At 57.3% G+C, this 22,887-nt stretch carries 26 protein-coding genes; 14 read left to right on the top strand and 12 right to left on the bottom strand.

From position 1 onward, the window contains the following. Positions 1-21: 21 nt before the first annotated feature. Positions 22-3,366 (bottom strand): carbamoyl-phosphate synthase large subunit, encoded by a 3,345-nt coding sequence (carB, locus tag GOV85_RS06530; RefSeq protein WP_171176108.1) that lies wholly within the window; start codon positions 3,364-3,366, stop codon positions 22-24. Between the two features lie 178 nt (positions 3,367-3,544). Here carB and GOV85_RS06525 point away from each other — a divergent pair, with 178 nt between their 5' ends. The 4 genes from GOV85_RS06525 (at position 3,545) to aspS (ending at position 7,797) form a co-directional block, all read left to right on the top strand. Then, positions 3,545-4,672: an aminodeoxychorismate synthase component I gene (locus GOV85_RS06525; RefSeq protein WP_171176099.1), complete on the top strand. Its 1,128-nt coding sequence runs from the start codon at positions 3,545-3,547 to the stop codon at positions 4,670-4,672. Then, on the top strand, positions 4,627-5,274 hold the full coding sequence (locus GOV85_RS06520; RefSeq protein ID WP_171176097.1) for an aminotransferase class IV family protein: 648 nt from the start codon (positions 4,627-4,629) through the stop codon (positions 5,272-5,274). Before GOV85_RS06525 ends, GOV85_RS06520 begins: the two co-directional genes overlap by 46 nt. Beyond that, positions 5,271-5,942 (top strand): CPBP family intramembrane glutamic endopeptidase, encoded by a 672-nt coding sequence (locus tag GOV85_RS06515; protein ID WP_348540087.1) that lies wholly within the window; start codon positions 5,271-5,273, stop codon positions 5,940-5,942. The genes GOV85_RS06520 and GOV85_RS06515 overlap by 4 nt, the downstream gene beginning before the upstream one ends. A 79-nt stretch (positions 5,943-6,021) precedes the next feature. Next, on the top strand, positions 6,022-7,797 hold the full coding sequence (gene aspS / locus GOV85_RS06510) for an aspartate--tRNA ligase (protein ID WP_171176095.1): 1,776 nt from the start codon (positions 6,022-6,024) through the stop codon (positions 7,795-7,797). 181 nt (positions 7,798-7,978) lie between these two features. On the opposite strand, the gene GOV85_RS06505 is transcribed toward aspS, so the two are convergent. Next, positions 7,979-8,698, bottom strand: a complete 720-nt coding sequence (locus GOV85_RS06505) for a response regulator (protein ID WP_171176093.1) — start codon at positions 8,696-8,698, stop codon at positions 7,979-7,981. 135 nt (positions 8,699-8,833) lie between these two features. Between GOV85_RS06505 and mce the strand changes: the two genes are divergently transcribed. Both mce and GOV85_RS06495 read left to right on the top strand, forming a co-directional pair. Then, positions 8,834-9,238, top strand: coding sequence for a methylmalonyl-CoA epimerase (mce, locus tag GOV85_RS06500; protein ID WP_109313240.1), 405 nt, complete (start codon positions 8,834-8,836; stop codon positions 9,236-9,238). A 25-nt stretch (positions 9,239-9,263) separates the two neighbouring features. Further along, entirely contained in the window at positions 9,264-9,536 is a 273-nt protein-coding gene (locus GOV85_RS06495; protein ID WP_171091626.1) for a DUF1467 family protein, read from the top strand. 7 nt (positions 9,537-9,543) lie between these two features. Here GOV85_RS06495 and GOV85_RS06490 read toward each other — a convergent pair whose 3' ends face one another. Continuing rightward, positions 9,544-10,242: an EI24 domain-containing protein gene (locus GOV85_RS06490; RefSeq protein ID WP_171176090.1), complete on the bottom strand. Its 699-nt coding sequence runs from the start codon at positions 10,240-10,242 to the stop codon at positions 9,544-9,546. Next, positions 10,239-10,817: a nitroreductase family protein gene (locus GOV85_RS06485; protein WP_171176088.1), complete on the bottom strand. Its 579-nt coding sequence runs from the start codon at positions 10,815-10,817 to the stop codon at positions 10,239-10,241. Before GOV85_RS06485 ends, GOV85_RS06490 begins: the two co-directional genes overlap by 4 nt. Before the next feature lie 105 nt (positions 10,818-10,922). Here GOV85_RS06485 and GOV85_RS06480 point away from each other — a divergent pair, with 105 nt between their 5' ends. Continuing rightward, positions 10,923-11,228: a DUF167 domain-containing protein gene (locus tag GOV85_RS06480; RefSeq protein WP_371809136.1), complete on the top strand. Its 306-nt coding sequence runs from the start codon at positions 10,923-10,925 to the stop codon at positions 11,226-11,228. Here GOV85_RS06480 and GOV85_RS06475 read toward each other — a convergent pair. Then, positions 11,216-11,464, bottom strand: a complete 249-nt coding sequence (locus GOV85_RS06475) for a hypothetical protein (protein WP_050604775.1) — start codon at positions 11,462-11,464, stop codon at positions 11,216-11,218. The genes GOV85_RS06480 and GOV85_RS06475 overlap by 13 nt on opposite strands. A gap of 121 nt (positions 11,465-11,585) precedes the next feature. On the opposite strand from GOV85_RS06475, the gene GOV85_RS06470 reads away from it, so the two are divergent. From GOV85_RS06470 to GOV85_RS06450, 5 genes are all read left to right on the top strand, one after another. Next, positions 11,586-12,293 carry a M48 family metallopeptidase gene (locus tag GOV85_RS06470; protein WP_171176086.1) on the top strand — a complete coding sequence of 236 codons (708 nt, stop codon included), beginning with the start codon at positions 11,586-11,588 and terminating at the stop codon, positions 12,291-12,293. Next, positions 12,290-12,658: a YigZ family protein gene (locus GOV85_RS06465; RefSeq protein WP_171176084.1), complete on the top strand. Its 369-nt coding sequence runs from the start codon at positions 12,290-12,292 to the stop codon at positions 12,656-12,658. The genes GOV85_RS06470 and GOV85_RS06465 overlap by 4 nt, the downstream gene beginning before the upstream one ends. Before the next feature lie 71 nt (positions 12,659-12,729). Next, positions 12,730-12,981, top strand: coding sequence for a DUF6455 family protein (locus tag GOV85_RS06460; protein WP_171176082.1), 252 nt, complete (start codon positions 12,730-12,732; stop codon positions 12,979-12,981). A 15-nt stretch (positions 12,982-12,996) separates the two neighbouring features. Further along, positions 12,997-13,266 carry a DUF6455 family protein gene (locus GOV85_RS06455; RefSeq protein ID WP_171176080.1) on the top strand — a complete coding sequence of 90 codons (270 nt, stop codon included), beginning with the start codon at positions 12,997-12,999 and terminating at the stop codon, positions 13,264-13,266. Further along, positions 13,266-13,526, top strand: a complete 261-nt coding sequence (locus GOV85_RS06450; RefSeq protein WP_171176078.1) for a DUF6455 family protein — start codon at positions 13,266-13,268, stop codon at positions 13,524-13,526. The genes GOV85_RS06455 and GOV85_RS06450 overlap by 1 nt, the downstream gene beginning before the upstream one ends. On the opposite strand, the gene GOV85_RS06445 is transcribed toward GOV85_RS06450, so the two are convergent. Beyond that, the gene (locus GOV85_RS06445; RefSeq protein WP_171176076.1) at positions 13,527-13,769 is read right to left on the bottom strand and encodes a CDGSH iron-sulfur domain-containing protein; all 243 of its coding nucleotides are present in this window, start codon (positions 13,767-13,769) and stop codon (positions 13,527-13,529) included. Positions 13,770-13,997: 228 nt separating this feature from the next. Between GOV85_RS06445 and GOV85_RS06440 the strand changes: the two genes are divergently transcribed. Beyond that, positions 13,998-14,186, top strand: a complete 189-nt coding sequence (locus tag GOV85_RS06440; RefSeq protein WP_170346096.1) for a hypothetical protein — start codon at positions 13,998-14,000, stop codon at positions 14,184-14,186. A gap of 123 nt (positions 14,187-14,309) precedes the next feature. Here the strand turns inward: GOV85_RS06440 and GOV85_RS06435 are convergent, their stop codons facing one another. Beyond that, positions 14,310-14,660: a hypothetical protein gene (locus GOV85_RS06435; protein WP_171176066.1), complete on the bottom strand. Its 351-nt coding sequence runs from the start codon at positions 14,658-14,660 to the stop codon at positions 14,310-14,312. 112 nt (positions 14,661-14,772) lie between these two features. Beyond that, entirely contained in the window at positions 14,773-16,161 is a 1,389-nt protein-coding gene (rimO, locus tag GOV85_RS06430; protein WP_171176064.1) for a 30S ribosomal protein S12 methylthiotransferase RimO, read from the bottom strand. Positions 16,162-16,256: 95 nt separating this feature from the next. Here rimO and GOV85_RS06425 point away from each other — a divergent pair, with 95 nt between their 5' ends. Beyond that, positions 16,257-18,212 (top strand): AsmA family protein, encoded by a 1,956-nt coding sequence (locus tag GOV85_RS06425; protein WP_171176062.1) that lies wholly within the window; start codon positions 16,257-16,259, stop codon positions 18,210-18,212. A gap of 43 nt (positions 18,213-18,255) precedes the next feature. Here GOV85_RS06425 and GOV85_RS06420 read toward each other — a convergent pair whose 3' ends face one another. Genes GOV85_RS06420 through GOV85_RS06405 form a run of 4 tightly spaced genes read right to left on the bottom strand, consistent with a single transcriptional unit; the run spans position 18,256 to position 22,827 of the window. Beyond that, positions 18,256-19,752: a phosphomannomutase/phosphoglucomutase gene (locus tag GOV85_RS06420; RefSeq protein ID WP_171176060.1), complete on the bottom strand. Its 1,497-nt coding sequence runs from the start codon at positions 19,750-19,752 to the stop codon at positions 18,256-18,258. A 15-nt stretch (positions 19,753-19,767) separates the two neighbouring features. Then, positions 19,768-20,601 (bottom strand): 3-deoxy-8-phosphooctulonate synthase, encoded by an 834-nt coding sequence (gene kdsA / locus GOV85_RS06415; RefSeq protein ID WP_171176058.1) that lies wholly within the window; start codon positions 20,599-20,601, stop codon positions 19,768-19,770. A 5-nt stretch (positions 20,602-20,606) separates the two neighbouring features. After that, entirely contained in the window at positions 20,607-22,190 is a 1,584-nt protein-coding gene (locus GOV85_RS06410; RefSeq protein WP_171176056.1) for a capsule biosynthesis protein, read from the bottom strand. Further along, positions 22,168-22,827 (bottom strand): ABC transporter ATP-binding protein, encoded by a 660-nt coding sequence (locus GOV85_RS06405; protein WP_171176054.1) that lies wholly within the window; start codon positions 22,825-22,827, stop codon positions 22,168-22,170. The genes GOV85_RS06410 and GOV85_RS06405 overlap by 23 nt, the downstream gene beginning before the upstream one ends. Positions 22,828-22,887 lie beyond the last annotated feature (60 nt).

Below are 22,887 nucleotides of genomic sequence, written 5' to 3'. Positions count from 1 at the left end.
GGCTGGGTGCGCAGGGCAGTTTCAGCCCTGCAGCGACTTTACCTCTACATCCCCTTCGGCCTGCGCCTTGATCGCAAGCGCAGCGGCGTTCGCTCCGGCGGCGGTGGTGAAATAAGGGATCTTGTCATATAGCGCGATGGACCGGATGGCCTTGCTGTCTTCTACCGCCTGCGCGCCTTCGGTGGTGTTCATCACCAACTGCACCTGACCGTCTTTCAGCATGTCCACAACGTCCGGGCGGCCTTCGTAGACCTTGTTCACAACGTCACAGGCAACGCCTTGCTCGTCCAGCCAGCTTTGGGTGCCACGCGTGGCCACCAGGGTAAAGCCCTGATCCACCAGAACCTGCGCCGCTTCCTGCATGGCGTAGCCCTTGTCGGCATCCTTGATTGAAATGAACGCACGGCCCGACGACGGCAGCACCATCCCCGCGCCCATCTGCGCCTTCAGGAAAGCGCGCGGGAAGTCGCGGTCCCAGCCCATGACTTCACCGGTCGAACGCATTTCCGGACCCAAAATGGTGTCTACGCCAGGGAAGCGAGCGAAGGGCATCACAGCCTCTTTCACCGAGAACCACGGCATATCCGGGTCGGCCAGCGTCATCTGGTCGGCGATCTTGGTGTCCTGACCTTCCTTGTAGGCAGGGCGCATCGGGAAGTTGGCCAGTTTCTCACCTGCCATGACGCGCGCTGCGATCGAGGCAATCGCGCTGTCGGTCGCCTTGGCGACAAATGGCACGGTGCGTGAAGCGCGCGGGTTCACTTCGATCAGATAGATCTCATCGTCTTTGATCGCGAACTGCACATTCATCAGACCAACAACGTTCAACGCTTTGGCCAGCTTGAACGCCTGATCCTTGATCTGGTCGATAATCTCTTTGGACAGCGAATAGGGCGGCAGTGAACAGGCGGAGTCACCCGAGTGAACGCCTGCCTCTTCGATGTGCTGCATGATGCCGGCGACGTGGACGTCAGTACCGTCGCACAGCGCGTCGACATCCAGCTCCACCGCGCCAGCCAGATAACTGTCGAGCAGAACGGGGCTGTCACCCGAAACCACTACGGCCTCGTTGATGTACCGTTTCAGCTGATCCATATCGCGGACGATTTCCATCGCGCGGCCACCCAAGACGTAAGAGGGGCGAATGACCAGTGGGAAGCCGATTTCTTCAGCGATATCGAGCGCTTGTTCGTCAGTCGCCGCGATGCCGTTCTTGGGCTGCTTCAGGCCCAGTTCGTTGACCAGCGCCTGGAACCGTTCGCGGTCTTCGGCCAGGTCGATGGCGTCCGGGGTGGTGCCAAGAATCGGAATACCTTCAGCCTCAAGCGCGTTCGCCAGTTTTAGCGGGGTTTGACCACCGAACTGAACGATCACACCGTGCAGCGTGCCGTTTTCCTGCTCTTTGGTCAGGATTTCCATGACGTGCTCAAACGTCAGAGGCTCGAAATACAGACGGTCCGAGGTGTCATAGTCGGTCGAGACCGTCTCGGGGTTGCAGTTGACCATGATGGTTTCATAGCCCGCCTCGGTCAGCGCGAAACAGGCGTGACAACAGCAATAATCGAACTCGATACCCTGACCGATACGGTTCGGGCCGCCGCCGAGAATGACGACCTTTTTACGGTCGCTCGGGCGAGCTTCGCATTCGACCTCGCCCATCATCGGGGCCTCATAGGTCGAGTACATGTAAGGCGTCTGAGCTTCGAATTCGGCGGCGCAGGTGTCGATGCGTTTGAACACGGCGTTGACGCCCAGATTGCGGCGGGCGCGGCGGACGTTGTCTTCGTCACGGCCGGTCAGATTGCCCAAACGGGCATCGGTGAAGCCCAGCATTTTCAGCTTGCGGATACCGTCTTCGGTGACGGGCAGGCCGTCCCTGCGAACCTGACGCTCGGCGTCAATGATCTCGCGGATGCGGGCCAAGAACCAGGGGTCGAACTTGGTCACACCGAAAATCTCGTCGTCAGTCAGACCATGACGCATCGCTTGTGCAATGGTGCGCAGACGGTCTGGCGTTTGCTGGCTGATCGCCTTGATCACAGCGGCTTTGTCGTCGGCTTCCTCCCACACGCCCACGTTCAGGCCGGGGATTTCGATCTCGTCAAAGCCTGTCAGGCCTGATTCCATCGAAGCCAGCGCCTTTTGCATCGATTCGTGGATGGTGCGACCGATGGACATCGCTTCGCCGACCGATTTCATCGCGGTGGTCAGATAGGGCTCGGACCCCGGGAACTTCTCGAACGCGAATTTCGGGATCTTGGTAACGACATAGTCGATTGTCGGCTCGAACGACGCTGGCGTAACCTTGGTGATGTCATTGTCCAGCTCGTCCAGAGTATATCCGACGGCCAGCTTCGCGGCGATCTTGGCAATCGGGAAACCGGTTGCCTTGGACGCCAGCGCCGAAGAGCGTGACACGCGCGGGTTCATCTCGATTACGACCATGCGGCCGTCATCAGGGTTGATCGCCCATTGCACGTTCGACCCGCCGGTCTCGACCCCAATCTCGCGCAGAACGGCGATCGAGCCGTTGCGCATGATCTGGTATTCCTTGTCGGTCAGCGTCAGGGCAGGGGCCACGGTGATCGAGTCACCGGTATGCACACCCATCGGATCGACGTTTTCGATGGAGCAAACGATGATGGCGTTGTCAGCGGTGTCGCGCACCACCTCCATCTCATACTCTTTCCAGCCCAGTAGGCTTTCATCGACAAGAATTTGGTTCACCGGCGAGGCGTCCATGCCCGAACGGCAGAAATGGATGTAATCCTCGCGGTTATAGGCCACACCGCCACCTGTGCCGCCCAAGGTAAAGGCAGGGCGGATGATCGCGGGCAAGCCGATCTCTTCCAGCTCGTCCAGCGCCATTTGCACACCTGCCTCCAGATCGGCAGAACCGTCTTCTTTCTTAGGTGCGGTCACGATCGTCGCTTTGGGGTTCTCAAGACCCAGCCGGTCCATTGCCTCGCGGAACAGTTTGCGGTCTTCGGCCATTTCGATGGCGTCACGCTTGGCGCCGATCATCTCGACACCAAACTTGTCCAGCACACCCATCTCTTCCAGTGCGAGCGATGTGTTCAGGCCGGTCTGACCACCCATGGTGGGCAGCAGAGCATCAGGGCGTTCCTTTTCGATGATCTTAGCGACAACTTCGGGGGTGATCGGTTCGATATAGGTGGCATCTGCCAGACCGGGATCGGTCATGATCGTCGCAGGGTTCGAATTCACCAGAATGACCCGGTAGCCTTCCTCGCGCAGGGCTTTACACGCCTGAGCGCCGGAGTAGTCGAATTCGCAGGCCTGGCCGATAACAATGGGGCCCGCCCCGATGATCATGATCGACTGGATGTCGGTTCTTCTCGGCATTGGCCTTGTTCCTTCGATTGTCCGCGAGTCAGGGCACCGCCCCAGTGCCCAAATTGTCCTGCGTTATAGGGACCGCGCAAAAAGGTTCAAGGGGTATCGGAAACAGGGGCGAAATTGCCGCTTTCCCCTCTTTCACTTGGCGGAGTATCCTCTATACGGCCCCTTGCGGCAATTGAGGATGCAAGTGCGTATTCGTTTCGATCAGGGACCGGCCGGGCGTGGCACCCGGTTTCAGCGCCCGTCTCAGATCATCCGCGCGGATGTGGCGGAAGAGGTGCCCCAGGCTCTGGCGGCGCTGGATGAGGCGCGCGAGAACGGTGCCTGGGTGGCGGGCTATGCGAGCTATGAGCTTGGTTACGCGTTGGAACCCCGGCTGCTGAACCTGTTGCCCAAGGACCGCCGTCTGCCTTTGCTGTGCTTTGGGGTGTACGACGCGCCGGATCGCGCAGCGTTGCCAATGTCCAGCGGCGAGGTCAGCGACTTTCAACCGCGCTGGGATGAGGCGCGCTATACTCAGGCATTCCGCGCCGTGCACGATGCTATCGGCGCAGGCGATATCTATCAGGCCAACCTGACCTTTCCCATTGACCTGACGGTTTCAGGCGAAAGTGAATCGCTTTATGCGGCGCTGGTCGCCGGGCAACCGGTGGGGCATGGCGCGCTGGTGCAGCAGGACGGGTTGCCGGATCTGCTCAGCCGGTCGCCCGAACTGTTCTTCCGCACGGACGAAGGTGGCAAGATTGAAACCCGTCCGATGAAGGGCACACAGCCGCGCAGCGATGACCTGGAAGAAGACGCACTGCGTCGGGCCTTTCTGACCTCGGATGAAAAGAACCGTGCCGAGAATCTGATGATCGTTGATCTGCTGCGCAACGATATCAGCCGCGTGGCGCTTCCCGGATCGGTGCATGTGCCCGAGCTGTTCAAGGTCGAGACCTACGCCACTGTGCACCAGATGGTCTCTCTGGTGCGTGCTCAGTTGCACAAATACGTGGGGCTGGGTGAGATTCTGACAGCGTTGTTCCCGTGCGGATCGATTACAGGCGCCCCCAAGATACGCGCGATGGAAATTCTGGCCGAGCTGGAACCCTGGCCGCGAGACATCTATTGTGGCACCATTGGATGGGCCGCGCCGGATGGCCGGTCCGAGTTCAACGTGGCCATCCGCACCCTGATGCTTGAGGATGATCGCGCCACGCTGAATGTGGGTGGTGGCCTCGTTTGGGACAGTACTGCCCCTTCAGAATACGAGGAGGCGCTATGGAAAGCCCGCTTTGCCCGGCAAATGAGCCTGATTTCCGCCTGATCGAAACCCTGGCCTTCCGGCCAGACGAGGGATTCGTGCGGCAGGGCCGCCATCTGGCTCGTATGGCCCGCACGGCACGGGTCTTTGGGTTTCCTTTTGACTTGGAAGAAGCCGTAGCCGCGCTGACCGCCGCAAAAGGCGAAACCGCGCTGCGCTGCCGATTGACGCTGGACTCTGCTGGTGCGTTTGACTTGACCATTGGTGCCTTGGCTGAGAATCCACCGGTTTGGCGCGTGGCCGTATCCGAGAACCGTTTGGCGTCCAACGACCTTTGGTTGCGGCACAAGACCACCCACCGTGCGCTTTACGACTCGGCACGGGCGGCTCTGCCGGCAGGTATAGATGAGTTGCTGTTCCTGAACGAACTAGGCGAGCTGTGCGAGGGGACGATCACGAACCTGTTTGCCAAGATGCCCGATGGTCGGTTCCAGACACCTACGCTGTCCTGCGGGCTGTTGCCGGGCATTTTGCGCGAAGAACTGCTGGATAAAGAAACAGTGACCGAGGCCGTGCTGACCTTGACCGACCTGAAAAACGCGCAAACTGTTTATGTAGGCAATTCATTGCGCGGGCTGATCCGGGTGGAGCTGATAGACACGTGACTAAAGACAGCACGATGATCGGACCGCCGGTTGCGCTGCCGCGGCTGAGGCTGGAATTTGGCCTTTTCTATATCGGACTGCCACTGTTGATTGCCGTACTCTTTCCGCCTAACTGGATGTTTCCGGCGCTGTTCGCGCTGACCGGGCTGGGCATCGTTTTGCTGCATCAGACACCTGGCTTTCACTGGGCCGAACTGCGTTATGAATGGGCCAATTGGTCTTTGCGCGAGGTGTTGCTGTTCACCGTAGTAGTGACGGTTTTCTGCGTAGGGCTAATCCAGATGACGCGCCCGGACGCCGCGTTTTTCTTGGCAATCCATCGGCCTGATATGCTGGCCTTCATCTGGGTTGGCTATCCGCTTTTGTCGGCTTTGCCGCAAGAGCTGTTGTTCCGCCCTCTGTTCTTTCGCCGGTACCACGCGATCCTGCCAAAGGGGCGCGCGGCCTATCTGCTGAATGCGGCGATATTCTCGTTCGCGCATCTTATGTATTGGAGCTGGATTGTTGCCTTCATGACCTTAGCGGGCGGGCTTCTGTTTACATGGGCTTACCGGCAGCGCGGCTCATTCTTCTACGCAGTTCTGCTGCACGCGATTGCGGGCAATATCATCTTTGCGGTTGGGCTGGGTGTCTATTTCTACTCGGGCAACGTGCAAAGGCCGTTTTGACGAGGCGACCCGCCTTGACTTTCCGGGCCTGACAGGGTGTATCGGCGCGACGAATTCTGCGCCCGAAGGGATATGATCCATGCACGCCTATCGCAGCCACACCTGCGCCGCTCTGACCGCCGCAAATGTCGGAGAAACTGTCCGCCTGTCCGGATGGGTGCATCGGGTTCGAGATCACGGCGGCGTGCTGTTCATCGACCTGCGCGACCATTTCGGGGTAACTCAGGTTCTGTGCGACGGCGACAGCGCGGCCTTTGCCGAGCTGGAGAAGGTCCGGTCCGAGTGGTGTATTCGCATTGATGGCACCGTCAAGGCGCGCGATGTCGAATTGGTGAACCCGAAACTGCCGACCGGTGAGATCGAGGTTTACGTGCGAGAGCTAGAGGTTCTGGGTGCGGCCGACGAACTGCCGCTGATGGTGTTTGGCGATCAGGAATACCCCGAGGAAACGCGCCTGCGCTATCGCTATCTGGACCTGCGCCGCGAAGCGATGCAGCAGAACATGACTCTGCGGTCGGACGTTGTTGCATCCATGCGTAAACGCATGTGGGATCAAAACTTCCGCGAATATCAGACGCCGATCATCACGGCCTCTTCTCCCGAAGGCGCGCGTGACTTTCTGGTACCGTCGCGTCTGCATCCCGGCAAATTCTACGCTTTGCCGCAAGCGCCTCAGCAGTTCAAGCAGCTGATCATGGTGTCTGGCTTCGACAAGTATTTCCAGATCGCACCCTGCTTCCGTGACGAAGACCCGCGCGCAGACCGCTCACCCACCGATTTCTACCAGCTTGACCTTGAGATGTCCTTTGTCGAGCAGCAGGATGTGTTCGACACGATCCAGCCCGTTCTGACCGGCGTGTTTGAAGAGTTCGGAGGCGGCCGCAAAGTCGATCAGGAGTGGCCGCAGATTTCCTACAAGGACGCAGCGCTGTGGTACGGCACCGACAAGCCCGACCTGCGGAACCCCATTAAAATGCAAGTGGTCTCTGACCACTTCCGCGGGTCTGGCTTTGCGATTTTCGCAAAGCTGTTGGAGCAGGACGGCACCGAAATCCGCGCCATCCCGGCGCCCACTGGTGGTAGCCGCAAGTTCTGTGACCGCATGAACGCCTTTGCCCAGAAAGAGGGTCTGCCGGGGATGGGGTATATCTTCTGGCGTGATCAGGGCGAAGGCATGGAAGCCGCTGGTCCCCTGGCCAAGAACATCGGCCCCGAGCGTACAGAAGCGATCCGTCAGCAACTGGGTTTAGGCGTGGGCGATGCCGCGTTCTTCTTGGGCGGCAAGCCGAAAGCTTTCGAAAAGGTTGCTGGCAAGGCCCGCGACGTGATCGGTGAAGAACTGAACCTGACCGAGAAAGACCGCTTTGCTTTTGCCTGGATCGTGGATTTCCCGATCTACGAGCAGGACGAAGAAACCGGCGCGATCGATTTTGAACATAACCCGTTCTCGATGCCGCAGGGTGGCATGGATGCGCTGAATGGTGATCCTCTGGACGTGCGCGGATACCAGTACGATCTGGCCTGTAACGGGTACGAGCTGGTGTCCGGCGCGATCCGGAACCACAAGCCTGAAATCATGCTGAAAGCCTTTGAACTGGCGGGGTACGGCGAGGATGAGGTCAAATCCCGCTTCGGCGCTCTGTTCAACGCTTTCCACTACGGCGCACCGCCGCACGGTGGCTGTGCTGCGGGCATTGACCGGATTGTCATGCTGTTGGCGGACGAAGCCAATATCCGCGAAGTCATGATGTTCCCGATGAACCAGCGTGCCGAAGATCTGATGATGGATGCGCCCTCTGATCCTACTTCGGATCAGTTGATGGAGCTTGGTCTACGCATTATCCCTCAGGACTAAGAAAAATCGCCCGCATCAAGCGGGCGGTTTTCGTTTGGCGATTGGAAACGTTCCGTCTGTTAGTCCAGTGGGTTTTCCAGATGATCTCGGTTGACCCGAATACTGCGGGCAGCATGACGTGTCCGAAGATATGCCCAAAGGCACACGAGCGTTGCGGTTATGAAGTAGGCCGTCACCATTTTCAGATCGCCTCTCGCTGTTCCAGGCGAGACTGAACCATCCCAGCGACTTGCGCCGCCTGCACGGTAAAGGGCGCGCCGTTTGCGCGGGACCAAGCAAGTTTACGCGCAGCTTCTGCCAGAGGGTTATCCCCGGCTTCCCGTGCGACGCCCTGCAGGAATTGGGCGGCATAATCCAGAGTGTGATGGTCGTTGGGTCCTGTCAGAACATCGGCGATATGGGCCATGTCGTCCTGATAGGCCATTGGATCAGGTTCGATAACCTCATCCCGGATCGCATGTAAGCCGCTTGGTCGCCGGTCTTCGGGTAGGCGTTCCAGAATGGATTTCTGAAAATAAGTCATTGATTTGATCGGCTTGGACAAAAACCCGTCTGCTCCGGCGGCCAGAGCGCTACTTTCGTAGGTATCGTTGCCTGACAGGCCCATAATGACACCGATACGGGGTGTTGCTTCGGCCAGCTCAGAAATTAGGTCGGCCCCGCACCCATCTGGAAGGCCCATATCGATAAGTATGACCGAGGGGCGATAGATCTGAAGGTGTCGTCGGGCCGATTTCAAACAATCCGCGCGGCGAATGCGTGCACCGCTGTGCAGGCACATCAGGCGGATCGCGTCGCAAGCGTAGCGGCTGTCTTCAACAACCAAAATGGTCTGACCCAGCAAAGGCCGCGTTGCGGTGGGCGTGACGGTGGTGGTGGCAAGTAGGCCCGAATCGTCCATGGCAGCTCTCCTATCCAGCAGATGCTTCACGCTAGGAACTTCTGGCTAACACGACGTTAACGCGCGATTTGGCGCACTTGTCCTTTCACGAAACAGCCCCCATAACCCATGAAAAGCAGGACACAGGAGTGAGACATGATTGGACGCCTGAACCACGTCGCCATCGCCGTACCGGATCTTGAGGCGGCGTCCGAGCAATACCGCAATGCACTGGGCGCCAAGGTCGGCGCACCGCAAGATGAGCCGGATCACGGTGTCACGGTTGTGTTTATCGAATTGCCCAATACCAAGATCGAGCTGCTTTACCCGCTGGGTGATGACAGCCCGATAAACGGGTTTCTGGAAAAGAACCCTGCCGGCGGCATCCATCATGTGTGTTACGAGGTCGAAGACATTATCGCAGCGCGCGACCACCTGAAAGAAACAGGTGCCCGTGTTCTGGGATCAGGCGAGCCCAAGATCGGTGCGCATGGCAAGCCCGTGCTGTTCCTGCATCCCAAGGATTTCAACGGCTGCCTCGTCGAGCTGGAGCAGGTGTAACACCCCAAACCCCGGAGGGTTTGAAATGACCATTACTGCCGCACTTGTACTTTTCGCAGTCATCTGGTTTCTGACGCTGCTGATCGTTCTGCCCGTTCGCATAAAAACACAAGGCGATCTGGGTGATATTGTCCCTGGCACCCATGCTGGCGCGCCGGAAGTGCACCACATGAAGAAAAAGATGTGGATCACAACCGGCATTTCCGTGGTTTTGTGGGCCATCATTGCGGGTATTATTTTATCGGGATTGATCTCGGTCCGGGATTTCGACTGGTTGAACCAGCTAGAGCCCCGCTGACCCAATGTCAGGCCCTTGGGCCTGACACCGCGTGATAAATGTGGGTGAACGTGGCTGCACCTATAATTGGAATCACCAGATTGACCAGCGGTACGGACAGTGGAATTGCCATCAACGTGCCTGCCACCCAGATGGTTGTTGCATGTTTGGCACGTAGCTTGCGCGCTCCGTCGCGCCCGACCCTGCGAATAGCGGCCAGCGTGAAATACTCTCGACCCAGCAGGAACCCGTTCATCGCCCAGAAGATAAAGGGCGCGAGCGGTGTGAAAATTGCATAGAGGATCAGCGCCAGCAGGTTGGCGACAATGAGCACGCCAAGAAAGCTGAGACCGTCAAGTACCGCCTCCGACACCGGAATACGCCGTGCGGGCTGCAGGGATGGAAAATGCTTGTCCTCGACCGCCTGTGCCACCTCATCCAGAAAAATCGAGGTGATCGCCGAGGCCACAGGTACCATCAGGAAAACCGGCAGAATCAGGACCAATACGATGCCGGAATAATTCAAAACGTCGTTCAGCCAGGGCACAGCGCCGATGAAGGGCAGGGAAATTTCATTTCCGGACAACCAGTTGATCAACCAGATCGCCCCAGCGCAGGCGGCAATCAGGAGCAGGATCGTCAAACCAACGCCGCGCAGCAGAACACCCCGGAACTTCGGATCGCCGATCTGTCCGAGTGCGTTGAAAAAGGCATTCAGGATGATCATTCGGTGATCCATTCCGTCAAAGCAGCCACGTCGGGTCGGGGACGTTCGGGCGGTACCGATCCTTCGGTCGCGATATGAATCAGCCCGGCCACACGTTCATTCTCGGCAAGTCCAAAGGCTTCACCGCAGAAGTCGCGGTCATGCGTTTGCCAGCCAGACAGCCAGTTTGCGCCCCAACCTGCCGCCAGCGCAGCATTCAGCAGGGCCAGACAGACTGCGCCAGCCGAATAGGTTTGCTCAATAGCGGGGATTTTTTCGGACGGTTTTTGCACTTCAATCACGGCCACCGCCAAGTGCCCAATGTCAAACTGGCTGCGCGCCTTGGCGATGTCTTCGGTGCTTTTGCCCAGCTTTTGACCACACGCCTCGGTCATTGCCGACAGGCGTGACATGGCACCTTTTTCCAAAACGACAAAGCGCCAGGGCTCAAGTTTGCCATGATCGGGGCTGCGCGCGGCGGCGGTCAGCAGAGGCAGCAGTTCGTCCCGTGTAGGGGCCGGTGCAATCAGTGTTTTGGCGGGCCGGGACCTGCGCGCCTGCAAAAACTCCAGAGCGGCGGGGTTCTTCAGGGACATATGTTAACCTTCTTTACATCACGACGTTGTATGTTGGTCGGCAACTCGCCTGTTTCAAGGGTGCGCCGATGCGTTGCGTGGATCATTTTCATTCTGGTGCCCGTCATGCAAGACTTTGAAGAAAAAGGGATGACAATGGCGAAATCCAACCTGCGTGACTTGCCTGATCTCAAGTCGCTCGCACAGGCCGGGGCAACATTGAACGTGAAGGTGACGCCCAAGGCAGCACGGGATCGGGTGATCTGCGAAGATGATCAGATCAGGGTATTCGTGACCGCTGCGCCCGAGCACGGCAAAGCCAACCAGGCGGTTCTTCAGTTGCTTGCCAGGTGTCTTGGTGTTGCACCTTCAACGTTAACGCTGAAACAGGGGCAGACCGCGCGGAACAAGGTGTTTGTTTATGACCCCTGAGGCCCGGTTTCGCGAATCTGATAAACGCCTTCGGGAAGGTCTAGAGCGGCGGCCAGATCACGAACCTGTTCCGGTGACAGAGTGATCTTTTGAACCTGTTCGGTGCGTGGATCCAGCTGCTCCAGCGTGACACATTCAGCGAAATTGTTGATCACGACATCTTCCTGCAAAGGTTTCTCACCTTCGTCCACAAGCGTAATGACCGTCGAGTCGAATTCATGCTCAATCGAAAACATGTGACCACAGTGCAAGCCACCGGGATGCAATGCAAGCCGTTCCTTCCGCTGTGGGCTGTGGCATCGGCTGAAGGGGCATACTATGTTGAAATGACGGCTCGAATGGCCCAAAGGAAACACCATGCGCAGATGCTTTGTTTTACTGTTGTCCCTGCTGCTTGCGGCCTGTGCGCAGGATACACTGCGTGTGCAAACATCAGAAGATTGGCTGAGGGACGAGCCTGGTTCCCGTGCCGAGGTTCAGACCTTTCAGCAGGTCAGTCAGGCCATCGGCGCCGAGGCGCGTAATCAATGCCTAAAGCAACCCGGACGAAAGAATTGCGAGTTGCGGATGTTTGTCGATCTTAACCCGCGCGCGCAGGCCAACGCGTTCCAAACACTCGATGAGAATGGGCAGCCGGTAATCATCTTCACTCAGTCTATGATCCGATCCGCGCAAAACGCCGATGAACTTGCCTTTGTTATGGGCCACGAAGCGGCCCATCACGTGCTGGGGCATATCGCCCGGCAAAGCGAAAACGCCAGCGCCAGCGCCGCGGAGTTTGGCAGGCGCGAGCAATTGCGCGGCGGCGATGCAGCGGCCATAGAAGCGGCGCAAAAGCAGGGGGCCAAGGTCGGCATTCAGGCTTACGTGAAGGATTTCGAGCTAGAGGCAGACCAGTTGGGTACGATCATAACGTATAATGCTGGGTATAATCCTCTGATTGGGGCAAAGTTCTTTGAACGAATTCCAGATCCCGGCGACACGTTCCTAGGAACCCACCCGCCAAATGCACAGCGCGTTCAGATTGTGATCGAAACCGCGGCAAAGTTGGGCCTGACACAATGACCGATCTTGTGCGTTTAGGGATGATTCTGACAGACCGAGGCTCGAAATATGCGGTTTCAGGGGCGCCCGTGGCGTCTCGGGCTGAAATCGATGCCGTGCTGGATGACCTTAAGTCGGACAAAAGCTATGCCAAGGCGACCCATAACACCTGGGCGGCAACTCTGCCGACCGGTGCGCTCAAGGCAGATGATGGGGAAAGCGGGGCTGGAATGGTGATCCTGCGTATGATCGAACGGGCAGGCCTGCAGAACCACGTGATCATCGTCACGCGGTGGTATGGCGGCAAGAAGCTGGGCGGGGATCGATTTCGCCGGGTTCAGGATGCCACCCGGGCCTATCTGGATCACATCGGCGTCCAATCTTGACCTGTGTCAATGTTTCAAGGTGCAATTCCACTACCCTTTTTGGCAAAGCGCGAAAGGGAAAGGAAAACACCATGCCCACTCGAAACACCTTGAGGCTGCACGCCGGTTTGGTGGACGATATGGCCAGAATGCTGGACATCGACCTTGAAGAAGCGGCCATTGGCGGTTCGGTTTCCGTGGATCAGATTTCCGAAGCAGTCCTAAGATGCACCGACTGCCCAAACCCGCAACACTGCCGGTCTCTGTTGAGCCAGGCCACAACCGCGCGGCGGGCGCCCGAATACTGCCGAAACCAGGAATTGCTCCATAAACTCATGCCTTAACCCGGAGGTCATGCCATGCCACGTCTGGGCAACATCATGACTCATTTGCGGCTTGTGCTGCGGATGGGGCAAGCCACCGGCACAGACCTGGTCGGGGCTTATCGCAAGGGCCATCTGAACCACGAAGAATGGGCTGAGATCGTACAACAATGCCGTGGCTGTGCTTGGGCGCATGATTGCCCAGAGTGGCTGGAGCAGCGGGACCAAGTCGATCAAGCGCCTAGTACCTGCCCTAACCGGGACCGATTCGCTGCACTGAAAGCGCAGCAATTGGAGGACGCATGATGGCACAGGTTCCCTTGGGTGAGATTGAAAAGCACTTTTGGTTGACGCGATCTGTCTCGCGATGCATGGGCATTTCACTGACCGAGGCAATGGCGGACGGTCGCCTGACGCCAGAAGGTTATTCGGAACTTGTCACACGGTGCCGGGCTTCAAATTGCGAGGGCCAATGTGCATTGTGGCTGGCCGAGCAGCAGATGCTGGCCGACAGCGCCCCGGATTTTTGTGCAAATGCCAACACCTTGAATGGTTTGAAAACCTGATCACAGCTCACTGTGGCTGCCGTCGCACAAAGGTCGTTTCGCGCTGTGTTTGCAGCCGCAAAAGAAGACCTTCTTACTGGTATCCGCCGTATATTTCACGGGTTCAAACGCACTGCCCTTGTGGGATCCATCACAAAACGGTTGTCGAGAAGACTTTCCACATGAGCACCAAAAATAGGTCTTCCCTTCGACAACCTCGACCGGAATCGGCGATTTCTGGGCAATGTTTGGGGCGTCTGACATGTGGCTTCTCCGTCTTTGGCTGATGTTGTGACACACTTTAGAGCAGTGCAGTCAAAAAGGTAGGTTCGACCCAGTAAATTGCTTTTCCTAAAGGCAAAACTGGCATGGAATCGCCCTGACTCACAAAGTCGTGATCGATTCAGTTGCCAGATCGAGGTTCTACCCGTATTCTGAATACGGCCCCGAAAAGTTGGGCAATATCAGAAAAGTAATAGAGGATTGACGGACATGAAACTGAAACTCGCTGCCGTTGGCGCATTTGCTCTGATCCTGACTGCCTGCGCGCAGCAGGAAGAACCGACACCTGTATACGTCCAGCCCAGCTATGACAAAGCCGGCACCCCCAGCTGCCCAGGTGGGTATGAGCTGGCGACAACCGAAGCAGGCCAGACTGTCTGTAACCCGGTTACTCAATAAGCTATTCGCAGGCGGTCCAAGACCGGACCGCCTGCACCATTTTGCATTTGCCGCCGCCTTTCATGGCGGCTTTTTCTTGCCTGTATCTACCGATACGCCGGTTGGCGCACGTTTCGCGGTGGGTCAGTACTTCTTGAAACGGTAGGGGTATTTGAACCGATGCGGTTTAAATTTGTGCCGCTTGATCGACGTGTAGGGAATATGCCCGAACACGCGCCGCTTTGGTGTGTAGTTGCCAAGGGTTGGTCGTGATCTTTTGCGATGAACCTTGGGGCGTACCTTGGCTTTTGGGGCCAGGTAATACCGCTTGATCTTGATTTGACCGTGTTTGTGCAAGCTTGGTTGCTTGCCGCCTGCCGCGATGAAGCTCGTTGATCCGACATAAATGGCCTGCGCATAACCGGGCGTCGCCAAAAACTGCGTAGCCAACAGAAAAACCACGCTGTTTAAGCTAAGTCTAAAGGCAGAAGACATGAAAACCTCCGAATTTGGCTTTCCGTCTAAGATCGGGCGTGGCGGCGTATTAGGCCAATAAACTCACTTCACGCTTTGCCCATGTGGCGTGTGACTACTGAGGTTTCAGGGGTTACACAGGTTTCCCCCACAAATCGTATTCCCCGGCGTCGTCCACTTCGACTGTGACAATGTCCCCTGGTTTGAGGTCTTCGAAACCTTCGTCAATGAACAAGTTTCCGTCGATCTCTGGTGCGTCTGCTTTAGTGCGGCAGGTGGCGGCTTCGTCATCGACCTCATCCACGATGACCTGCAAGGTCTGGCCGACTTTTGCCGCCAGTTTGGCTGCGGAAATCGCTTGGGCCTTTTCCATGAAGCGATCCCAGCGCTCTTGCTTGATTTCTGCCGGGACGTGATCGGGCAGGTCGTTCGACCGCGCGCCCTCCACATTTTCATACTGAAAACAACCGACGCGATCCAGTTGCGCTTCGTCCATCCAGTCCAGCAGAGTCTGGAATTCAGCCTCGGTCTCACCTGGATAACCGACAATAAAGGTCGACCGCAGGGTGATGTCCGGGCAGATGTCGCGCCAAGCCCGGATTTCGTCCAGCGTTCTGGCCGCGGCAGCTGGGCGGGCCATACGTTTCAAAACGTCCGGGTGAGCGTGCTGGAAGGGAATATCCAGATAGGGCAGCACATTGCAGCCCGCGTCCGCCATCAGTGGGATCAACTCGCGCACATGCGGGTAGGGGTAAACATAATGCAGGCGCACCCACGCCTCCAACTGTCCCAACTCCCGCGCCAGATCGGTGATATGGCTGCGCACTTCGCGGTCTTTCCACGGGTTCACATCATATTTCCGGTCCAGCCCATAGGCCGATGTGTCCTGCGAGATCACCAGCAGCTCGCGCACACCGTTATCGACCAGCTTCTCCGCCTCGCGCAGAACCGCATGGGCCGGGCGGCTGGCCAGTTTCCCACGCATATCTGGGATGATGCAGAACTTGCATTTATGATTACAGCCTTCCGAGATCTTCAGATAGCTGTAGTGGCGCGGGGTCAATTGCACGCTGCTGGTTGGAAGTAGATCGACAAAAGGATCGGGCGCGGGTGGTACCGCAACATGCACCGCATCCAATACTTGTTCGTATTGATGCGGTCCGGTGACGGCCATGATGCGGGGATGATGTTCCCGGATGTATTCCGGTTCTGCCCCCAGGCATCCTGTGACGATGACTTTACCGTTTTCAACCAGGGCCTCTCCGATCGCGTCCAGCGATTCTGCCTTGGCGCTGTCCAGAAATCCGCAGGTGTTCACAATGACGGCATCAGCCCCGGCATAATCGGGTGAAATGCCGTATCCTTCGGCGCGAAGCCGGGTCAGGATGCGTTCGCTGTCCACCAACGCCTTGGGGCAACCCAGCGACACCATGCCGATGGTCGGCTGGTCGGAACGGGGTGTCTCGGTGATCCGGGCGGCTGGCGCCAGGTCGGGGCGGAGGTTTGGCGGGTTCGTTGTCATGGCGCGGCATATAGTGGGGAACGCTTCCCCTTGCAAATGTGACGTGTGATTTGAATGATCACGGCAATGATAAGCCAAAAGGCGGAGAGCAGATTATGAAATGGCTGATGCGCATCCTTTTTGTTGTGGTCGCAGTTCTGGGCCTGGTCATCGGCGCGCTTTTGCTGATGCCGGGTGAAAAACTGGGCGCGATTCTGGCCGAGCAGGTGAAGGCGCAAACCGGGCGCGACCTGACGCTGAGCGGCGACGTGCGTCTGTCCTTCTGGCCTGTGCTGGGGATGGAAACAGGTCCGGTGCAGTTCGGCAACGCAAGCTGGGCAGAGTCCGAGCCGATGCTGAGCGCCGACAGTCTTGCCGTTGGCGTGGACGCCGCCGCGTTGTGGAACGGCGATCTACGAATCAAACGTGTTTTTGCAGACAATCCCGTGTTGCGTCTGGAAACATCTGAAGGCCAGGTGAATTGGGAGTTTGGCACCTCTGCACCTGCTTCGACCACAAATAAGACCGAGTCCGCCGGGACCAACGGGGCGACAGGTGAGGTTACTTTGGATCAGCTAGAGCTGACCAACGCGCGGCTAATTTACGTTGAGAACGGCGCCACCCAGATGGATTTTTCTGGTGTGACACTGGCCGCAAGCTGGCCCGAGGTCACATCTCCCATGATCATGCAAGCCACAATGGCCGCGCTTGGCGGAGCCGTTGAAGTAGACTTGAAAATCCCGGACCTGCCTGCCTTTTCCGATGGCGACGTTACGGCGCTGGAACTGTCTTTGACTGCGCCGGGGGGCGAGATCGGGTTTGACGGGCGCGTCAATCTGGCTGGTGAAATGGACGGAACCACCAAAGTTGTGGCCCGGGACAGCGAAAGGATGTTTGCCGCATTTGGTCAGGCCGGTGTGTATATTCCACCGGGGCTGGGCCGAAGGGCCAACATCGTTGCGCACATGACCTATACGCAAGATGGGCGGATTTCTTTGCGGGATATGACCGCACAGCTGGATAACAACCGTTTCAAAGGCGAGGCGGACATCACCATCTCGGATCCACCACAGATCGTGGCGCGACTCGATACAGGTGATTTTGATCTTTCGCGGATATCTGAATCTGAACCTACCAAGGGCGGCACGTCTAAGTCGAGTGAACCGCCAGTGGATGGGTGGTCGAAAGAGCCTATTGATGCATCCGTTCTGGCGCTGGCGAACGGTAAAATCCGTCTGACTGCAAACTCGATCGCAGTTCCGGGAATGACTTTTGGAAAAAGTGATCTGACCCTGTCTTTGGACCGATCACGCGCAGTTCTGGAAATGCATCCGGCCACATTATTTGCAGGTCAGTTGAACGGCCAGATGGTTGCCAACAATCGCAATGGCTTGTCCGTAGGCGGCAATATCACGGCCAGCGGGATTGATCTTAAACAGGCGCTCGCCACGCTTGTCGGGGTTGAACGGTTGTCCGGCTCGGCTGCGGGCAGTCTGGAGTTTCTGGGCGTTGGCCAGTCTGAGGATCAAATCATGCGCTCTCTCAGCGGTAAGGGGAATCTGGATGTCGGGTCAGGGGTGATTTCCGGATTCGATCTGGATCGGCTTATGGGGCGAGGAACCGGATCGGGCGGAACAACAGTTTTCAACAGCCTGACGGGCAGCTTCACAATGGATCAGGGTGTTCTGGCTAACAAAGACCTGCTGATGTCGCTGAAGAACTATCGCGCTGATGGGGCGGGCCAAGTTGGGCTTGGCGCGCGGGATATTGATTACCTTTTCACGCCCGTAGCGCTTCGTGCCAATTCCGGACAGGGTATCTCGGTGCCGGTTCGTATTGTTGGTCCGTGGAGCAACCCGTCGATCAAGCCGGACCTGACCAAGGTCATCGAGGCGGCGGCAGATGTGAAGGTCAAGGAACTGGAAGACGATGCCAAGCAGAAGGTATTTGAGAAGGTCGGGAGTGAGTTGGATACAACCATCACCGACAGCAATCAAATCGAAGATGCGCTTAAGAAGAAGCTGGAAGACGAGGCGAAGAAAGGTCTGCTCAAGCTGCTTGGCGGAGATTGAGCTTGCTTGGCTTGGAGCACGATGATGCTCCAAGCCGATACATTCAGATGGTCTGGTCGTAATCACCAACACCCGGCTCGGTTCGGATGACGGCATCGATATCGGCAAAGATCGCGCGCATCTCAGCTTCGCTTTCGCTGCTTTCGCAAACAACCACCAGATTGGGGGTGTTGGACGATGCCCGCACCAACCCCCAACTGCCGTTGTCCAGAATAACGCGCGCGCCGTTGACTGTAACAACCTCCTTGATAGCGCGGCCCGCAAAGGTTTCGCTCGCTTCGCCTTTGGCAACCAGCTTGTCGACCAAGCGCTGAAGGATATCGTATTTCTCGGTGTCAGAGGCATAAGGTGACATGGTCGGGGTTGACCAGGTTTTTGGCAGCGCTTTGCGCAGGTCCGACATGCTTTGATCCGGGTTGCGGTCCATTAGCTTGCAGATCTCGACCGCCACGCGCATACCGCAGTCATAGCCACGCCCAACGGGCTCGGCCAGAAAGTAGTGGCCGGACTTTTCGAACCCGGCCAATGCGCCAATTTCTTTAACGCGTCGTTTCATGTGGCTGTGGCCGGTTTTCCAGTAATCCGCTTTGACATCCAAAGCCTTCAATTCGGGGTCACTGGCAAACAAGCCGGTGGATTTCACATCCGCGACAAAAGTCGATCCCGGATACAGCTTGGCCAGATCGCGGGCCATGATCACGCCCACCTTGTCTGCGAAAATCTCTTCACCCTCGTCATCGACGACACCGCAACGGTCGCCGTCCCCGTCAAACCCAAGCGCCAGATCGGCACCGCTGGATTTCACCGTGGCGGACATGTCGTGCAACATCTCCATCGCTTCGGGGTTCGGGTTGTAATGAGGGAAGGTATAGTCCAGCCGGTTGTGGCTGGGTACGACCTCGACCCCGATCCGCTCGAAAATCTCAGGCGCAAAGGCTGAGGCGGTGCCATTGCCAGTGGCACAGACCACCTTCAGCGGGCGGGACATTTTGAAATCACCGACGAGGTCATCGATGTAAGCTTCCTTCACGCCTTCGACGAATTCGTATGATCCACCTTCGTGCTGTTGGCCTTCACCGTTCAGCACGATATCGCGCAGTTCCGACATTTCGTCCGGGCCATGGGTCAGAGGGCGATCAAAACCCATTTTCACACCGGTCCAGCCGTTTGGGTTGTGGCTGGCCGTGACCATCGCAACGGCAGGCACATCAAGATGAAACTGCGTGAAATAAGCCATCGGGCTGAGCGCGGGGCCAATATCCTTAACGCGGATACCGGCCTGCATCAGGCCAAGGATCAAAGCATTTTTGATCGCCAACGAATAATCGCGATAGTCGTTGCCAACGGCGATCACGGGCTCAATGCCGCGCCTGCGTATCTGGGTGCCCAGCCCTAAGCCCAGTGCAGTCATGCCGGGCAGGTTGATCTCTTCGGGGTATTTCCAGCGGGCATCATATTCGCGAAACCCGGTGGGTTTGATCATCGCGTCGCGCAGAAAGCTCCAGGTGTTGGGTGTCACCTCGGGGAGGGGTTTGGTCATAACAGGTCTCAATCGTTAAATCTGAATAGGATTCGCTTTGGCCAGCGCATCAAAACGCATCAATGTGTCAATAAGTTGAGGCATTTGGTCCAATGGGATCATGTTTGGGCCGTCAGACGGCGCTGTGTCAGGTTCTTGATGCGTTTCAATAAAAACTGCGCCAATTCCCAATGAAACAGCCGCCCGGGCCATCACGGGCGCGAACTCGCGCTGTCCGCCGGACGAACCGCCTTTTCCACCGGGTTGCTGGACCGAATGGGTCGCATCCATGACAACCGGATAGCCGGTTTTTGCCATTTGGGGCAGGCCGCGCATGTCTGCGACCAAGGTGTTGTATCCAAACGACGTGCCACGCTCGGTCAGCAGAATGTTCTGGTTTCCCGTGCTTTCTACCTTGTCGACGATATTCGTCATCTCCCAAGGGGCCAGGAATTGACCTTTCTTGACATTGACAGCCCTGCCGGTTTCACCAGCGGCCAGCAGCATGTCTGTCTGACGGCACAGGAAGGCTGGGATTTGCAGGACGTCCACCGCTTCGGCCGCGATAGCGCATTGTGCTTCGGTGTGAACATCTGTCAGGACCGGGATGCCCATCGTTTTGCGAATGTCATCCAGAACCTGCAGGCCCGCATCGATTCCCATGCCACGCTTGCCTGACAGTGACGTCCGGTTCGCTTTGTCATAAGACGCCTTGAACACATATTGCGCCCCAGCCGCATCACAGGCTTCTTTCATCTTGCCCGCAATCATTTGCGCGTGGTCTGCCGTTTCAAGCTGGCAGGGGCCTGCGATGATGGTCAGCGGAAGGTCATTGCCGACTGTCAGGTCGGAGATTTTTACATGTTTCATGGGTCTTATGAGGATACCTGTTCACGAAGGACCGACGCGGTAAGCGAGATCATCAGGTAGATACCAGCAAATAACAGGAATGCCAAAATCGTATTTTCGAACTTGCGCGGATAGGTGGGTTCCTGACTGGGAATAGGGTTCACCGAAACGGTCAGGTACCGAACTTGCCGGTTGGCTTCGGATCGGGTCGATTCCATTTGCTGCATTGCCGTTTGCAGCATCATGTCACGGGCGGCCAGATCAGCCTGGGCGATCTGTATGCGCACGCTCAGCCTTGCCAGCGAGTTTTCGCCGGCTGAGGCATCCAGCATTTCGGCATTCAGGTCTTCCAGCACTTTTTCCAACCGGGCGATATCGGCCTCAACCCCGTCAACTTTGGCTTTGTTTGGTCGAAGGTTGTCCAGCAGGGCGGCAAGCTCAAGCTCTTTGTCTTGAACCAATATTTCGACTTCGGTAATTCGGCTTCTCAGGCTGGCGATCACGTTTTCTGGGTCCAGAACCGCGCCCTGAAGCTGAAGCTCAATCAGTTCTTCCTGCGCTTGTTTGCGCGCCTCCTGCGCGGACTCAAAGCTCTGGATGGCGTCGCGCATCTGGTCTTCGCGCTTTTTCCCAGACAGCGCGTTCACCCGGTTTTCCGCATAGGAGATCAAACGTTCCGAAAACTCGGTAGAGGTTTGTGGATCCGGGGCGGCGACTTCCATCCGGATGACCCCTTCTGTTGGGTCATAGCCGATGGTGATCATACGTTTGAACAGTTTGTATGCGTCTTCCAACGAGGCATCGGGCGCCAGTCTCTGGATCGGGTCGATCCAATCTTGTTTGAAGACATCAGAAAATCCTGCGTCCTGATCCAGCAGCAGCAGCGCCTCTTTCGATTCAAGGAAAGACTGTACCGAAATCGAATCCTGTGTTGTGGCAAACTGGGTTCCCGCCAACAAGCCGCCGACGCTGCCTGGCCCGCCATCGGCCTGTAGGATCAAAAACTCGGAATCGCTGGCGTACATCGGAGTAGCGATGCGGTAGAAATAGAAGCCCACGACAAAGGTCGGCAGAAAAACAAAAACGGCCAGACGCGCAAATAAGGCAAACAGCTTGCGCCGACGTCTGCGGGCAATGTCTTTCTGTATTTCCCCAATCTCAAGGTTGCGGCGTTCAGTGGGGCTGAGCTCGGGTCCGGGTAGGTTGGATTTTTCCGCGCCTACGGCCTGCGGCAGTTTTATACTGACCTTGTCTTTGGCGTTCTTGTTCTCGTTCTGAGCAGAGGGCTTGGCCGCAGCAAGATCCAGAAGATTTGTGCGTTGGAAAGGGTCGATGCCTTTCTGACGCAGCAGGCGCACGGCATCGTAATCCGAGGTCGCAGCCAGCCCATGTTTCTGCGCCAGCCTGCGCGCGATGCGCAATTGTCGGCCAGTCAGGCCCTCACGTTTGATGTCGTCCAGCTGCGCGCCCGGCTGGGCTTCATCTACAGAAGGCTGGCCTTGCGTTGCATTGCGAATGCGCGAGATCGCATCGGCCCGCGCCTCAGCCGAACCTTCGCTTGGCCGGTTGCGGTGCCCGCTATACTTTCTAACCTTGGGATTCGTAGTCATATAGCTGCTTAGCCTCTTCCAAGGATTCAAACATGTACAATTGACCGTTCAGCAAAACGGCGGCTTGCTGGGCAAACTTTTCCAACACAGACGAGCTGTGCGAAACGATGACCAGCGTTGTGGTCCTTAGTTTTTCTTTCAGGATTGATCCGGCCTTTTCGTTGAATTCGACATCCGTCGACGCAGGCATCCCTTCGTCGATCAGATACATGTCGAAATCCAGCGCCAGCATCAGTGAAAAGGTGAACCGGGATCGCATCCCGGCAGAATAGGTCGCAAGCGGCTGATCGAAATACTCACCCAACCCGCAGAGCCATTTGCAATAGGCTTCGACATAGTCCGGGTCCATGCCATAGATCTTGGCGATATAGCGCGCGTTCTCCAGCGCGGACAGTTTTCCCGACACACCACCGGTGAACCCCATGGGAAACGACACACGACATTCGCGACGGATCACGCCTTCGTCAGGTTTTTCCAAACCGGCCATCATGTTGATCAGCGTGGTTTTTCCGGTGCCGTTCGGGGCCAGAACGCCCAGCGACGTACCCAGTTCGACCCGGAACGAGACCTGATCCAGAATCACCTTGCGGCGTGTTCCGGTCCAGAAGGACTTGCTGACATTGTCGAATTCTAACATTCGGGGCCTGCTGCTCGTGTTCCGTGGCGTTGCCGTTCTTTGAGACGGCTGCAAAGGGTT

Source organism: Ruegeria sp. HKCCA4633, assembly GCF_013034605.1.
In the GTDB taxonomy this organism is placed as follows: domain Bacteria; phylum Pseudomonadota; class Alphaproteobacteria; order Rhodobacterales; family Rhodobacteraceae; genus Ruegeria.
Note: the sequence above shows the minus strand (reverse complement) of the source record. Positions and strands in the feature narration are given on the sequence as shown.